General features: G+C 59.4%; 12 protein-coding genes. 6 read left to right on the top strand and 6 right to left on the bottom strand.

Going from position 1 to position 13,636, the window contains the following annotated elements; genetic code table 11:
- The first annotated feature begins 10 nt into the window (after positions 1 to 10).
- The gene (locus R3C19_03580; GenBank protein ID MEZ6059424.1) at positions 11 to 1,024 is read left to right on the top strand and encodes a hypothetical protein; all 1,014 of its coding nucleotides are present in this window, start codon (positions 11 to 13) and stop codon (positions 1,022 to 1,024) included.
- 495 nt (positions 1,025 to 1,519) lie between these two features.
- Here R3C19_03580 and R3C19_03575 read toward each other — a convergent pair whose 3' ends face one another.
- Complete coding sequence (locus tag R3C19_03575; protein MEZ6059423.1) at positions 1,520 to 1,735, bottom strand: hypothetical protein; 216 nt, start codon at positions 1,733 to 1,735, stop codon at positions 1,520 to 1,522.
- A gap of 128 nt (positions 1,736 to 1,863) precedes the next feature.
- On the opposite strand from R3C19_03575, the gene R3C19_03570 reads away from it, so the two are divergent.
- From R3C19_03570 to R3C19_03555, 4 genes are read left to right on the top strand one after another with little or no spacing between them, the layout of a single operon-like run.
- Positions 1,864 to 2,034 carry a hypothetical protein gene (locus tag R3C19_03570; GenBank protein MEZ6059422.1) on the top strand — a complete coding sequence of 57 codons (171 nt, stop codon included), beginning with the start codon at positions 1,864 to 1,866 and terminating at the stop codon, positions 2,032 to 2,034.
- Positions 2,035 to 2,059: 25 nt separating this feature from the next.
- Positions 2,060 to 2,794 carry a hypothetical protein gene (locus tag R3C19_03565; GenBank protein ID MEZ6059421.1) on the top strand — a complete coding sequence of 245 codons (735 nt, stop codon included), beginning with the start codon at positions 2,060 to 2,062 and terminating at the stop codon, positions 2,792 to 2,794.
- Entirely contained in the window at positions 2,775 to 3,638 is an 864-nt protein-coding gene (kdsA, locus tag R3C19_03560; GenBank protein ID MEZ6059420.1) for a 3-deoxy-8-phosphooctulonate synthase, read from the top strand. Before R3C19_03565 ends, kdsA begins: the two co-directional genes overlap by 20 nt.
- Positions 3,635 to 5,419 carry a hypothetical protein gene (locus R3C19_03555; protein MEZ6059419.1) on the top strand — a complete coding sequence of 595 codons (1,785 nt, stop codon included), beginning with the start codon at positions 3,635 to 3,637 and terminating at the stop codon, positions 5,417 to 5,419. Before kdsA ends, R3C19_03555 begins: the two co-directional genes overlap by 4 nt.
- Positions 5,420 to 5,628: 209 nt before the next feature.
- Here the strand turns inward: R3C19_03555 and R3C19_03550 are convergent, their stop codons facing one another.
- From R3C19_03550 to R3C19_03540, 3 genes are all read right to left on the bottom strand, one after another.
- Positions 5,629 to 6,969: a DUF1501 domain-containing protein gene (locus R3C19_03550; GenBank protein ID MEZ6059418.1), complete on the bottom strand. Its 1,341-nt coding sequence runs from the start codon at positions 6,967 to 6,969 to the stop codon at positions 5,629 to 5,631.
- Between the two features lie 167 nt (positions 6,970 to 7,136).
- Positions 7,137 to 9,320, bottom strand: a complete 2,184-nt coding sequence (locus R3C19_03545) for a DUF1549 domain-containing protein (protein MEZ6059417.1) — start codon at positions 9,318 to 9,320, stop codon at positions 7,137 to 7,139.
- Positions 9,321 to 9,569: 249 nt separating this feature from the next.
- Positions 9,570 to 10,862, bottom strand: a complete 1,293-nt coding sequence (locus R3C19_03540) for a DUF6263 family protein (GenBank protein MEZ6059416.1) — start codon at positions 10,860 to 10,862, stop codon at positions 9,570 to 9,572.
- A gap of 239 nt (positions 10,863 to 11,101) precedes the next feature.
- Here R3C19_03540 and R3C19_03535 point away from each other — a divergent pair, with 239 nt between their 5' ends.
- The gene (locus R3C19_03535) at positions 11,102 to 12,283 is read left to right on the top strand and encodes an LptF/LptG family permease (protein MEZ6059415.1); all 1,182 of its coding nucleotides are present in this window, start codon (positions 11,102 to 11,104) and stop codon (positions 12,281 to 12,283) included.
- Positions 12,284 to 12,444: 161 nt separating this feature from the next.
- On the opposite strand, the gene R3C19_03530 is transcribed toward R3C19_03535, so the two are convergent.
- Entirely contained in the window at positions 12,445 to 12,801 is a 357-nt protein-coding gene (locus tag R3C19_03530; GenBank protein MEZ6059414.1) for a hypothetical protein, read from the bottom strand.
- A 10-nt stretch (positions 12,802 to 12,811) separates the two neighbouring features.
- Positions 12,812 to 13,558: an SDR family oxidoreductase gene (locus R3C19_03525; GenBank protein MEZ6059413.1), complete on the bottom strand. Its 747-nt coding sequence runs from the start codon at positions 13,556 to 13,558 to the stop codon at positions 12,812 to 12,814.
- Positions 13,559 to 13,636 lie beyond the last annotated feature (78 nt).

The following is a 13,636-nucleotide window of genomic DNA, read 5'->3' as shown; positions in this document are numbered from 1 at the left end:
AATTGTAACGGTGAATCACAAAGTTCTGCTTTCATTCATCGCGATACTCTTCTCGTCTTGCAGGACTGTATTCTGTGAAGACGAACAGAACGCGTTTAACCGCAAAGACGTGGACTTCGTTATTAAGTTCACGAAAGACAAGCTGCCGTCCGTGTTTGTCGAGCCCGAGCGAGTGGCAGCCGTTCTGCGGTCACCCTGGCGACTGCGTTTTGTCGAATCTCTGGACCCCAAAAAGCACTACTTTCTTGCGGCAGATTTCGAAGAGTTCAAGGAATGGAACAACGATGCCGACGCGGACGACATTCAGTTTGAGTTCGCGGAGAAAGTCCATCAGCGACTGAAACAGCGAATCGTGGAAGCGACAGCACTGGCCACTCACTGGCTCGGGGAACCGCACGATTTTACGTTGGATGAATCTGTCGAGCGAAAATACGCCGGTTTTGCATCGACGAACGATGAACTTGCCGAGCGCTGGCGAAAAAAGATCAAGCTCCAACTGGTCATGGAGAAGATTGCCGGGTTTGATCCTGCGATGACGCGTGAAAAGTTATCCGCCAGATACCAAGGAGCGTGCGCCCGCGTGACAGACATGTCGATCGAAGCGCTGTTTTCTCGCTTCCTGAACACGCTGCTCGTGCAAGTCGATCCAAACGCGCGGTACTTCGGGCCTGACGTCCTATCCGATTTCCGGGGTGGACTTGCCCGCGGCTATTCAATCGGTTTGGTGACGGAGATGATTGAAGGTGAGGTGTGCATTCGCGATGTAGGAGGTGATGCAAGGCAACTTGTTGACAGGGTTCGGCTACAAAAGGTGATTGGTAAGGTATTGCTGGCGGTACGGGCCAACGGAGCGGAAGTCGTGTTTACTGGTGAATCCGACTTTCAGTCTTGGAGAACGGTGTCGGGACTTCGTCCGGACCACAAGCAGTTTGGCAACGCGACGGCCGTAACGTTGGAACTACAGGATCCGCGAACAGGATCTCGATGCGATGTCGAGTGGCCGCGGTATCGGATACGGTGGTAATGCAGATTCCCTGAGTTCCATTACGTGATTCGGGTTGCAAACGATGCCTTCATCGCGGAACAGGCACGAACTCGTGCGGCAACGGTATGCTGCCGAACTTGGTGCCGACGCAGAAGCTGTGCGTGTATAGACTGGCCCGGACTGTCCACACAATACCGAGTTCATCGACCCAAGTTGACGGAATCAGATGGCTTCGACGAGAGAGACGTCTCGCTGCCAGATGTAACGCGAACTGAAACGGATCCGAACAATTCACGCCGCCGTAGTACGACCGGGCCGAACGAACGATGAGATTGATTCCAACACAGTTGATCGCAAACGCAATCTGCTGTCCGGTCTGACGAATACCGGATCCTCTGCAGCTAAGGCATTCGACGCCCTGAGAAGTCTGAAGCTGATGTGCTCAGCCTACGAAACGGCAGAGCAAATCTGCGACGTCGAGTTGCAGTCGCCTGCAGGCAGGCCATCAAACGGGCTGCGTTTGGATGCGTGTCGCTACTGCGGAAGATTTACGAGAATCGCTTGATAGCGATTCCGGTAGTACACGAAGTGAGGCAGGAACTCCTGTTCGCGGATGTATGAAGTAACGTCGTCGTCCCAGTAAGGATGCGATGGCTGCGCGTCGGCGACCCAGACTGTCCCGTGAACGTTGACAAGGTTGAATGAGTGCATGGATCCCCGGCGGTCGTCGTCCGAGCGGTCTGCTTCCACGACGGCGTGGTCTCCGTGGTTCCGCAGACTCGCGACAACGTGCCGAATTGTTCCTCGTTCGGAATCTCCTTCGACGTCGAAAGCCTGACCAGAACCGGCGTACTGCGCCCCGCGCCATTGAGATTCTCATGGGGGGCTGGATCAGCGACGAGGACGTGGACGCAATCAACCGAATTCTGTCGAGCGTCAACGCCCGAGCGGAAGCACAGTCCATTCGTGCCGGCATTCGGCTGCTGGACTTCACGAGCATTGGCCAGCGGACCGCCGTGCGGGTCGGCCTGTCACAGATGCCGCGTTAACCCACTTGCCGAGGAAGCTCGCTGGGTGACACCTGTACTGGAACCTGTGTGCCGAAGCCCCAAGAAGGATTCGGAGCTGCCCGACGTCCTGTTTCCGGTCGACGCGTCACGAATAGCAGAAGTATCGCCGGTACAGGAATGGCGCGAGGAATGCACCGCTTGCGAAGTGGAAGCTAATGACCCAGCAGACGCCACCGGCTCCGATCGGATGCAGTATCCAGTATGCATGTGGCGTTACCCACACGGTGCAGACTGTCAGAAAGACGGCATAGAATCCGCCGGCTCGATTCGAAAAGAAGTACTCAAGTCCGACGAACGGTGTGGAAACCATCAGCAGATTGCAGCACGCGAACGGAAAGACGCATGGGATCCAGAACAAGAGGAGGGTGCCGAGGTATCCGACTGCGCCTGGAACGAATTGTGCATCAGCACGTATTGGGAGAAGCATCGCTATGCCGAAAAGTATCCAGGCCGCGGTGAGCGCGCTCCGGAAAACGATCCGAAGGGATCTTGGAATCGGATCGACTGCCGCGCCCGCGCCCACCTGGGTCATGGCAAACTGAAAACCAAGGAACCCGCAGGCTTCGGTACTTTGTACAGAGTTGCGTGCAGGCGGGAATCGGCGAAGATCAGACGCCACAGGGATCTCAGAGAAGCCTGGTGTGCCTGCACTTGGTTCCATTTGGCGGTCCTCCGAATGCTGCGAAAAACAACAGCGATCTCAATAGAGTACGTCGGTGATGGAAAAACGGTTTGTTGAAATCAGGAACTACCGCGTCGGCACGGGCCAGCCGCTGTTGTTCATCGCCGGGCCGTGTGTGATGGAATCTGAGTCGATGGTTATGCGGGTGGCCGAGCATCTGGCGGGGCTGCGGAATCGGCTGGGCTGGCAGATTGTGTTTAAGTCCAGCTTCGACAAGGCCAACCGCACCAGCGTGAACAGTTACCGCGGGCCGGGTCTGGAAGACGGGTTGCGGATGCTGGAGAAGGTGACTCAGGCGACCGGCCTGCCGACCACGACCGACATCCACGAAGCGGCTCAGGCGGCTCCGTGTGCCGAAGTCTGTTCCATTCTGCAGATTCCCGCGTTTCTGGCTCGGCAGACGGACCTGATCGTCGCGGCGGCGGATGCGGCGGTGGCTCGGAATATCTGCGTGAATGTCAAGAAACCGCAGTTTGTCGCCCCCGAAGACGTCGTCCACGCCGTACGCAAGTGTGAGGATCGTGGTCTGCGCAGCATCATGCTGACGGAACGCGGGACGACGTTTGGCTACGGTCGGCTGGTGAACGATTTTCGCTGCATTCCGATCATGAAATCGTTCGGCGTGCCGGTGGTGTACGATGCGACTCACAGCGTTCAGCTTCCGGGCGGCGCCACGACGGGAGGACAGCGGGAGATGGTTCCGACACTGGCTCGCGCGGCTGTGGCGGCCGGAGCAGATGCGGTGTTCCTGGAAACTCATCCGGATCCCGACAACGCTGCCAGTGACGGTCCAAACATGGTGGAGTTAAGCAGCCTGGAGACGTTGCTGAGTCAGCTATCCATGCTGCGGGCCGCTGTGATCGGGTTTGAAGAGTCAGATGCTCAGACGAGGTCAACGTGAGTTGTTCAGTTCACAGAGTGCTGCCATCGCTGCTGTTTGTGTCCATGCTGTTTGTCGGGTGCGACGGCGCGACGGAGGAGTCTCCGTCGGAGTCCGCTGCAACTGCCTCAGCGGCCGGGCAGGAAACGGAAGCGGAAAAATGCCGCAAGAAGCTGTCCAGCGCGATTCGGCGTCTGCAGCCTGAGAACTTCGACACATTGACTCGCCGCGATCGTGCGGTGAACGGATTGAATGCATGGCTGGCTTCCTGCACTGCGGATGAAGTCAGTGCGATGACCGTCGGCGAAAAGACTCTGGCGATGCTGGACCCGGATTCCAGGCGGCAGGTGACGGCCGGTCGATATACACCCAGCGATGCCGTTTACGTTCGCGACGCGCTGCTGTTGCGAACACTTTCGGACGCGCTGACGGAACAGATCGATGTGACACTGCCGTCCGATTCGCGCACGGAGGCGGCTCGCGTCGCGGGGATCTTTCAGTGGCTGGCCGGTAACGTCAGCCTGATAGCCGCCGACGAGAAACGCGTGCCGCTGGGATTGTTTGACGTTCTGCTGACGGGTCGCGGTACCGCCGAAGACCGCGCGTGGATCTTTGCCGAACTGCTGCGGCAGCGGCAGATTGATGCCGCCATCCTGCGTCCCTCCGGCGATCCCGCTTCACAGGATCCGGCCGACGTGGTCGAATCGGCCGACTGGCTGATTGCGGCGATGATCGACGACAGCGTCCTGTTGTTTGACGCGGCCACAGGCACAGCCGTTCCGTCCGTCGATAGTGACGGAATCGACGCGATCCTGCAGACGCCCGCCGGTCTGGAGCGGCTGGTTGACAGCGAACGCTGGAAGAATCTTCAGGTCCAGATTGTCGCCCAGACATCGGCATTTGCTCCCCGAATGCTCGTCCTTCAGGAACACCTGGCGGCGGAAGATTCCGCGATTCTGTTTGAAGAGCTGACAGGCGGGACTTCAGAAATTCGACCTCTGGTGGAACGCATTTCCGGTCGCGGCGAGGGATTCTTTACGGCCGACCAGATTTCCATCTGGCAGTACCCGGATGAACGGTCGGCCGCGTCCGGGTCTCTGACAGAAGACCAGCTCGCTGAATACACCGACCTGATGCGCCCGTTCGAAGCACCGTTTGAGCGGGATACGGAAACGTCCGTGCAAAGCGGGGAAGAACTGACCAGCATCCCGGAGCAGTTGAGTGACGACGAGAAGAAGGAGTTGATGGAAGCCCGCCTGATTGAGGAATTCGAACGGACGCTGCCCAGTCGCAGCACGGAAGAGCGATTTGGAAAGCCATCCGGCCGACTGAAGCAGACACGCATTCTTCAGATTTCCGGCAGCAACGATCTCGATCTGATCCAGCAATTGCAGCAGATTCGCATCGCCAGTACTCAGGAACAACTGCTCGTCCGCGTTCCGGACGAGGCCCGGCGCCAGGGATATGCGGGACCGGAAATCATTCAGATTCCGTTTCCCCCCATGATTCGGGAGGTTAATCAAAGCGCAACGGGCGACACCCTGTACTGGACGGCCATTGTGCAGATCAACCGTCACGAAGACAGTGCGGCCGCAACCACGCTGAGCAATTACCTGCGTTCGTACCCGGACGGCAAGTGGCGTTTCCCGGCTCAAATGAACCAGGCAATGACGCAATTGCGGATGGGCCACACCGATGCGGCGGTGGAATCGCTGCGCGTCGCTGATGATCCCGAAAATCCGGAACAGTCCCGCGTGAAGCTGCTGCTGAAGCGACTGGAAGCTGCTGCACCGACTGAGTGAATAGTCTGCTTTCGCAGCATGCACCACTCCGTCATGCCCGCGCATGTGGGAACCCAGTGCGCCGGATGCTGGGTTCCCGCGTGCGCGGGAATGACGGGTGGGATGCGCTCGCTGGGTTCCCGCCTGCGCGGGAATGACGGAGGGATCTGCTTGCTGGGTTCCCGCCTGCGCGGGAATGACGGGGACGCGGGAGTGACGTCGCGTTGTCGTTACACAAGTTCGCTGATGACCGTCGGATCGCTGACCAGATGCGTCGGTCGGCCTTCCGGCGTGTAAAGCACCTTGCCCGGATCGATGCCCAGCTTGTGATAGATTGTGGACACAAAATTCTCCGGTGACAGAACGCGGTCGATGGCGGAGAAGCCCTTTCGATCCGTGGCACCGACGACGGTTCCGCCCGGCGTTCCTCCGCCGGCCATCAGGACGGACATTGCGTTGGCCCAGTGATCGCGGCCCGGCGTACTTTCGCCGCTGAGCGTCGAAATCTTCGGTGTTCGGCCAAACTCACCCAGCGCAACAACCAGCGTGGAATCCAGCAGCCCGCGTTCCTTCAAATCCTGAATCAGCGTAGCGACGGAATTGTCCCACTTCGGCAGCCGCTTTCGCAACGCGTTGAAGATGTCGCGATGGTGATCCCAGCCGCCGTCGTAGACAGTGACGAAGGGAACTCCGCCTTCAATCAGTCGGCGAGCGAGCAGGCAGCGCTGGCCGAAAGAGTCGCGACCGTAACGTTCCCGCACGTCGTCCGGTTCGCGGCCGATGTCGAATGCTTCCTGCGCTTTCGGCGACGTCACCAGGTCATAGCCCTGACGATAGTACTCGTCGACTCCGGCAACGGGATCGGCCGCCGCTTCGTGGTTCAGGCGGACCATGCGATCAATGGATGACCGCAGATCGGTGCGCGAATCGAATCTCGCTTCGGTCAGGCTTTTCGGCAGCGCCACGTCGCGAACCCGGAAGCTGCCGCTGTTCGGATCATCGGGTACGACAAACGGAGCGTAGCGTGCTCCCAGAAAGTTCGGCCCGCCGGACCGGGACATCTGCGGCATACTGAAGTACGGCGGCAGCCCGTTTTCCTTTCCGAGTTCCTTTGCGACCACGGAGCCCAGGCTGGGATGAAAGCTGACGAACGCACCGCATCCCACCGGAATTCGCGGCGGTGCTCCCGTCATCATGTAGTGATTGCCGGCTCCGTGATTGCCCTGGTCGTGACGAATGGAGCGGATCATGGCGAAGTCGTTCAGCGACGCGGCCAGCTTCGTCATGTGTTCCGAAAACACGACACCGGGAACTGCCGTATCGATGTGAGTGAACTCGCCGCGATATTCCGCCGGGGCATCCGGTTTCGGGTCAAACGTTTCGAAGTGCGTGGGTCCGCCATCCATCCAGATCAGGATGCAGCGTTCCGCCACGCGCTTCGGACCCGCGCCGTGTCGTTCCGATTCGCCCCGAGCCCGCAGGCTACCGACAAGTCCGGAGCCGAACAGGGAACCGATTCCGAGCGCGATGCTGTCTCGGCGGGAGATGCCCTGGCAGTTGTTAGGTTTCATAGGAGTACTCTCCAGTTTAACCGCGAGCCCTGGCGAGCGCGGTGCTTTAGCGGATGCGTTCGGTCCCAGGCTCTTGATCCTTGCAACTCGGTGAATTTCGCTGAGAGTTTTCTGTAGTCGTGTAACGCCGTGAGCAAAGCGCTCCCCAAGGGTCGCGGTTAAACATGCTAGTCCTGAATCACGAACTCCGGAGTATTCAACATTGCCCACATCAGGTCTTCGATCACGTTGCGTCGATTGGCACCATCGGCTTCAAACAGACAGACGCAGGTGTTCCGTTCGTCGTCGGTCGGGTTTCGTCCGTAGATGAGATGATACAGAAAGACGGTGATTTCGTCGGGTGACTCTTCTGATTCCGCCAGCTTTGCGGCTCGGCACGCATCGCTGGAGATCTGGCCGTGAAGTTGTTCGCTGTTCATCAGATGCAGCCGTTGAACGACGGTGGAATCCGTGGTGCGTTCGCAGGGCGGATCCTGATTCGGGTCGGGGCGTCCGAAGGTGTCCAGAAACAGCGACGCCGTGCGGTGCGTCCAGATTTGTTTGGCCGTCGATTCCGGCGGCATGGCATCGAATTCCTGCGGAATGCCGGTCACCTGTGCGACGCCGTCCAGCAGCACTTCCGCTCGCAGCCGATGCCGGTAATGGCGGGAATAGTTCCGCGTGTCGGCGATGTTGCGTTCGCCGGGCAGCGAACTGAGCTGATAGACGTGCGAATTGGCAATGACGCGAATCAGCTCCGTGAGCGAAAATCCTGAGTCGCGAAAGGCATTACCCAGATCTTCCAGCAGCGGCGCATTCGCGGGAGGATTCGTGGCACGGAAGTCATCGACGGGGTCGACCAGGCCGCGCCCCATCATGTCCGCCCAGACGCGATTGGCCATGACCTGCGCGAACAGATGATTCTGCGGTGAGGTGATCCAGTCGGCCAGCACCTCGCGCGGATCGTCGACGGCGTCAGGTGCAGCGGCTTCACCGAACAGCGGACGCGGCGTCATCACCTGATTCGTCAGAGGATGTTTTACGCTGCCCTTCGATCCGGCGAAGAAAAACTCTTCGGAACCTGAAATCGGCGGCGACACGCCCGTACCCTTGCGATCCAGTTTCGCGAAGTACGCCGCGAAGCTGTAAAAGTCGTCCTGGCCCCAGACTTCAAACGGATGGTGATGGCACTTTGCACACTCCAGACGCACGCCGATGAATAATTGGCTGACCAGCGTCGTCAGTTCGTCGGGTGAACGCCGATCGCGGAACATCGTGACCGCCCCGTTACGAAACGTGCTGCCTTCGGCCGTGATGAGTTCCCGGACGAACTGGTCCCACGGCTTTCGTTCATGAAACGACCGACGGATCCAGTCGTCGTAATTCAGAACGGCCTTGATGCCGACTCGGTACGGATTCGGCCGCAGCAGGTCGACCCATTTGTTGGCCCAGTGATCTGCGAAGTCAGGTTCTTCCAGCAGCCGGTCGACAAGCTTCGGACGCTTGTCCGGGGATTCGTCGGCCAGGAACGCTGTCACTTCGTCCGGAGTCGGAATGCGTCCGCAGATGTCCGTGGTGGCTCGACGCAGAAACGTATGATCTTCGCACGTTTCGGAGGGCGTGATTCTCAGCGTTTCCAGTTTGTTCCAGACATGATCGTCGATGAAGTTGTTTCGCGGCAGGCGGGCGTAAACGTCGGCGGGGACGTCGCCCGGCAGGGGCACCGTGACTGTGCAGACGGCCATCTGGTACATGTAGCGCGCCATGACGGCTGCTTCGCCTGTGACGATGCCGGCCGTTGTCAGACCGGAATCGTCAACGGATGCAATCGGAGCTTCGTTCGACTGAAACGACGTCAGCCGCGTCACATCCCGCGTGCTGCCGTCGTCGTAATGACCGGTGACGACAAGGGAAACGGTGTCGCCGGTCGCCATCACGGCGGAAGTCGGTTCGACGGTGATCGAAGTCAGTTTCGCCGCATCGGTGATCTGTCGCGGTGATCCCTGTCGGACCCAGTTCAGGAAGAGTTCATGTTCGGGACTGCCGACTTCAAACCGGCGGCCTCCGCCGTGAGGTGTCGCAGCAACCGGCTTCAGGACGAACAGGCTTTGTTCCGGGGACGCCGGGAATATCCGCCGACCTCGTCCTTCCTTAACGATTGCTTCGTAGTCAGCATCCGGATCAAAGCCCAGCAGGGAAAGCTGAAACCCTCCCTGCCCTCTGGCTTTCCCGTGGCATGGTCCGGAATTGCATCCGAACTTCGTCAGCACCGGCTGCAGGTCGTTCACGAAATCGACTGGTTCCGCGGCGCTCACTGCGGCATGAAACGCCAAAACCGGCAGTGCAGCCAGGATGATTCGAAAACCGGTCATGGATGAAACACGCGGCAGGGGTTTGTCCCCAGCGATGCGGGAACGCGGAAGCGGTAAGGCGGGAACGCTGATGGTACCAAACGACCCCAGGCAATTCCAAACGTTTCGGCGCCTCCTGGCCTGCTCTCCGCGTGGGTGATGGTCGTGTTCTGAACCGCAGCTCAATCGCGCCGAGACAGACGGCAACTACGCCATTCGACCGTCATCACGCGATCACGCAGGCCAAACGGTTGCGTTCGGCGAGCGGATTTACTGCGGGTAGACAGCTTGTGCGGTGCCGTCGGAAGTCGTCGGGATCGCGGTGGCGTTCTGCGATTGGCCGGATACGTCGGCCGCCGACACCGGCTGGATTTCGGTCCCGAGTCGCACTGAGGAAATCGGCTGGCCCGGTGTCGCTGGCTGTGAGCCGGACATTTGGCGGCTGTCTGCCGGCTGCGCATTCTGCACGACGGGGCCTCTTGCCTGCGGGAACGCGCGGATGGTGGTCACGATCTGCTTGTCCTGCGTGACGCGTTCGTTGTCTTCCGTGGTGACTTCCATGTTCAGGAAGCGTGTGCGGTTCAGTTCCAGCGGAAGTCCTGTCGCCCGGTCGACGATGCAGCTTCCGATGCTCTGACCGCCAAGAATCCTGACTCCCGACTTCTGTTGGGAGTTAACGTCACGATAGGTTTCTCCCGACGCGATTCGGCCGGTGATATCGATTTCGGCGGTGTCATCGTCGAGCGACACGAGCCGATAGGTGGAAGTCAGGTAAATGGGCACGGGCTGCATGAGTCGGCGTTCGCGAGTCCACACGTCGCCGGTGACGACCCGCGTTGCGGAGTCCGCGTCGACGTCGGTGTTGTACGGCAGCAGGCCGATGGTGTCGTCCACGAAATTGGCAACTCCGTCGTCGCCGAATCGCGTCGAGATTTCGGCCAGCAGCGACTGTCGCCGTTCAATCGGCACATGCCGGACGCAGCGTTCCAGAAAGGCATCGTAATCCACAAGTTCGCGGATCCTGTTGTCCCGGCCCAGCCAGAATGAAAAGCCGTTGCCGACCATCCCGGCGTAGGGAATCACGTCGTCCGGAACCCGGCCCTGATGCGTGTCGGAATCGAAGACGATCCGCTGACCATTGATGTCGTGCGAATACCCGATGCGTGAATAGCTGACCGACATCAGGATCGCGTCGGGCCGGACTTCGCGCACGTCGATCGCCATGCTGAGTTCCAGTCTGGTGCGAGCCATCGCCGGATAGGCTTCCGACTTCTGGATCAGGGTCTGTTCGATCGTCTTAATCAGCGGAAACCGGTCGCCGGGCTGCAACCGAAGCTCCAGCCGTTCTCCCCGCGCGGTGAGTGTGACGGGAGTTGCCGGGTTGGGTTTTCCTGCCGTTTCGCTGCCGGATTCAGATGCTGTGTCCGGGCTTCCCAGAAGTTCGTCCAGCAAGGCGCTGTCAGCGTCGGCGGATGTCGAGGCGTCTGAATCCGAATGGTCGCAGCCAATCAGGAATCCCGCGAACAGCAGGCAGGCAGCGGTGAGCGACTTTGTAGTGATCATATCCGGCATGCTTTCCATCCGTGGAATCGACGTCGTATGCAGTCCGGAAAATAACAGCGATGCCCGGATCAGGTAAATCCGAAGTCCGGCGGACGGCCAGCGACCGGCGGTTTGCGGCACAAAACTGATGTTGTTGGCATCGGTCAGGGCACGTAATCTGCGGTCGTTGGCAATGCGAGACGCCGAAAAACCGGCATTTTTGCAGGAGGATTTTCGTTGGTGCACGGAGGCGGCGACGCATGAAGCTGCTGCAGCGGTACATTCTGGCTGAATTGCTGCGCGTGTTCAGCCTGCTGGTGATCGCACTAACGGTGATGCTGGTCTTTGTCGGGCTGCTGCGGGAGGCGACGGAACGCGGTCTGGGGCCGCTGCAGATCATTCAGATTGCGCCGTATGTCGTTCCCAGTATGCTGCCGTTTACGATTCCCGCGACGCTGCTGCTGGCCGTGACCGTCGTTTACGGGCGGCTGGCCGGAGATCTGGAAATCACGGCGGCCAAGGCGGCGGGAGTCAATCCGATTCGACTGCTGGCTCCGGCGTTCCTGCTGGGAGCGGTTCTGACGCTGGCATCGTTCGGGCTGACCAACAACGCAATTCCGTGGGCCGTCACGAACATCGAACGCGTGGTGACTCAGGCGATGGAGGACATCTTCCTGGATATGCTGGCGTCTCAGCACTACATCAGCGATCCGGAAGACGGCTTTTCGATCACAGTTCACGACGTTCGGGATCGGATTCTGATCGAACCGACGTTTCGCTACCGCAACAGAGATCACCAGCAGATCACGGTGACGGCCAGAGCCGCGGAAATCGGCTTCGATGTAAAGAACCGCAAGGGCCGGATCAGGATGCTGCACGCGAATCTGAGCATTCCCGGCCGGGATATCGGCGGTAGCTGGGAAGAGTACGAGCACACGTTCGACATGAAGGAAGAACTTGGCCGCGTGAGTGCCCGGCACATGACCGTGACGACGCTTCGCGAAGAACTTGAAAAGTTATTTGACGACATTCTGACCAGCCGGCAACAACAGCGGCAGCAGGCAGCCATGCTGCTGATGACGGGTGACTTCGAACAGTTGATGGGGCAGCAGCTTGAGTCTTTCGCAACGCAGGAGCGGTCTCAGACGTTTATGCAGCGCCGGATTCGAACGGAGATCCATGGCCGCTTTGCGATGGCGGGCAGTTGCCTGTTCTTTACGCTGCTGGGAGGTCCGTTTGCTGTGTATCAGGCTCGCCGCCAGTTCATTACCAGCTTCATCATGTGTTTTCTGCCGATCCTGCTGGTTTATTATCCCGTGATGTTTCTGATGGGGAATCTTTCGAAGACCGGCACGATCGAACCGTGGTGGTCGATGTGGGTTCCCAACGCGATCATCCTTGCCGGAGCCGTTGTCGTGCTGAAGAAGGTCGTGCAGCACTGATCGGACAATCGCAGGCCAGTCGTTTGTCGGGCGCGATTCGATGGATCCGGATACGCAACCGGTGCCTGGCAGAGCGCGGCGAAGCGAGCGGGACATCGCAGACGAGGCGTTCCCAAGCAGGAGCCCTGAAATCGAGCCACTCGGCGTCCTTTGCCTGAGCGTCACTGCTTTCTGCCGGGGAACTTCTGCTTCAGATACCTTTGCTGTGCGGTGATCTGACTCAGCGGGACACCCGTTGTCAGTTGAACGATGCATTCGCTGACATGGCGCAGGTTCAGAGTTCGCAGGACGTTGCCTGAAACGGCGCTGCTGGTTCCGTCGTGGAAGAGAATTGTGCCCTGCACTGCCCTGCCTGGTGAGAAACTCTCGGAGTTGGAATGGAGGAACTTCACACCGTATTCCGACACGTCGATGACTTCGTACCTGCGTCCGTCGATCTGAAACCACGGTCGTTCCACGACGGGAAACGTTACGCGGTAGAATTGACGTTCAGATCCTTTCGCGGGCAGCTCTGACACTCCGAGACTCCTATCCGCGTCCGATCAGCGGCATTGTCGTTGCCATCACGGTCATGAACGGAACGTTGGCTGACAGCGGCAGTCCTGCCATGTAGACGACGGCTCTGGCAACGTCGACCGCACTCATCGTGGGTTCGACGGCAACCGATCCGTCTGCCTGCGGAACTCCGTCCTTCATTTTCTCAGTCAGCGTCGTGGCGGCGTTGCCGATGTCGATCTGGCTGCAGGCGATATTGTATTTCCGTCCGTCCAGTTGAGTCGACTTGGACAGTCCTGTGACAGCGTGTTTCGTGGCGGTATACGGTGCCGAATTCGGCCGTGGTCTGTCGGCGGAGATCGATCCGTTGTTGATGATCCGTCCGCCCTGCGGCCGCTGTTCCTTCATCATGCGGAACGCGTGCTGAGTACACAGGAACATGCCGGTCAGATTCACGTCGACCACTGCCTGCCACTGTTCCAGGGTCAGTTCCGTGAGCTCTACGGCCGGTGCTCCGACACCCGCGTTGTTGAACAGAACATCCAACCGTCCGAAACGTTCCGCGACGGTGTCGAAGAGACGGGCAACAAACGACGCGTCGCGGACATCGGTCGGAACCACGACAGCGGAGCCAGCGGCATCACCCGCCAGCTCGGCGGTTTCCTGAAGTGCATCCTGTCGACGGCCGGCAAGTACGACACGGTATCCTTCGGCCAGGAACGCGAGCGAAACGGCTCGCCCGATGCCCGAGCCTGCTCCGGTAACGATGGCTGTCTTCATGATGATCGCTTTGCCGTCCTGAACGTGGATTTTCCGCGAAGACTACCAGCCTGCGGAAGTCCGATCAAAGGCGGCTGC

The organism is Planctomycetaceae bacterium (assembly GCA_041398785.1).
Taxonomy (GTDB): Bacteria; Planctomycetota; Planctomycetia; order Planctomycetales; family Planctomycetaceae; genus JAWKUA01.
This window is presented reverse-complemented; position numbering and strand designations above follow the sequence as displayed.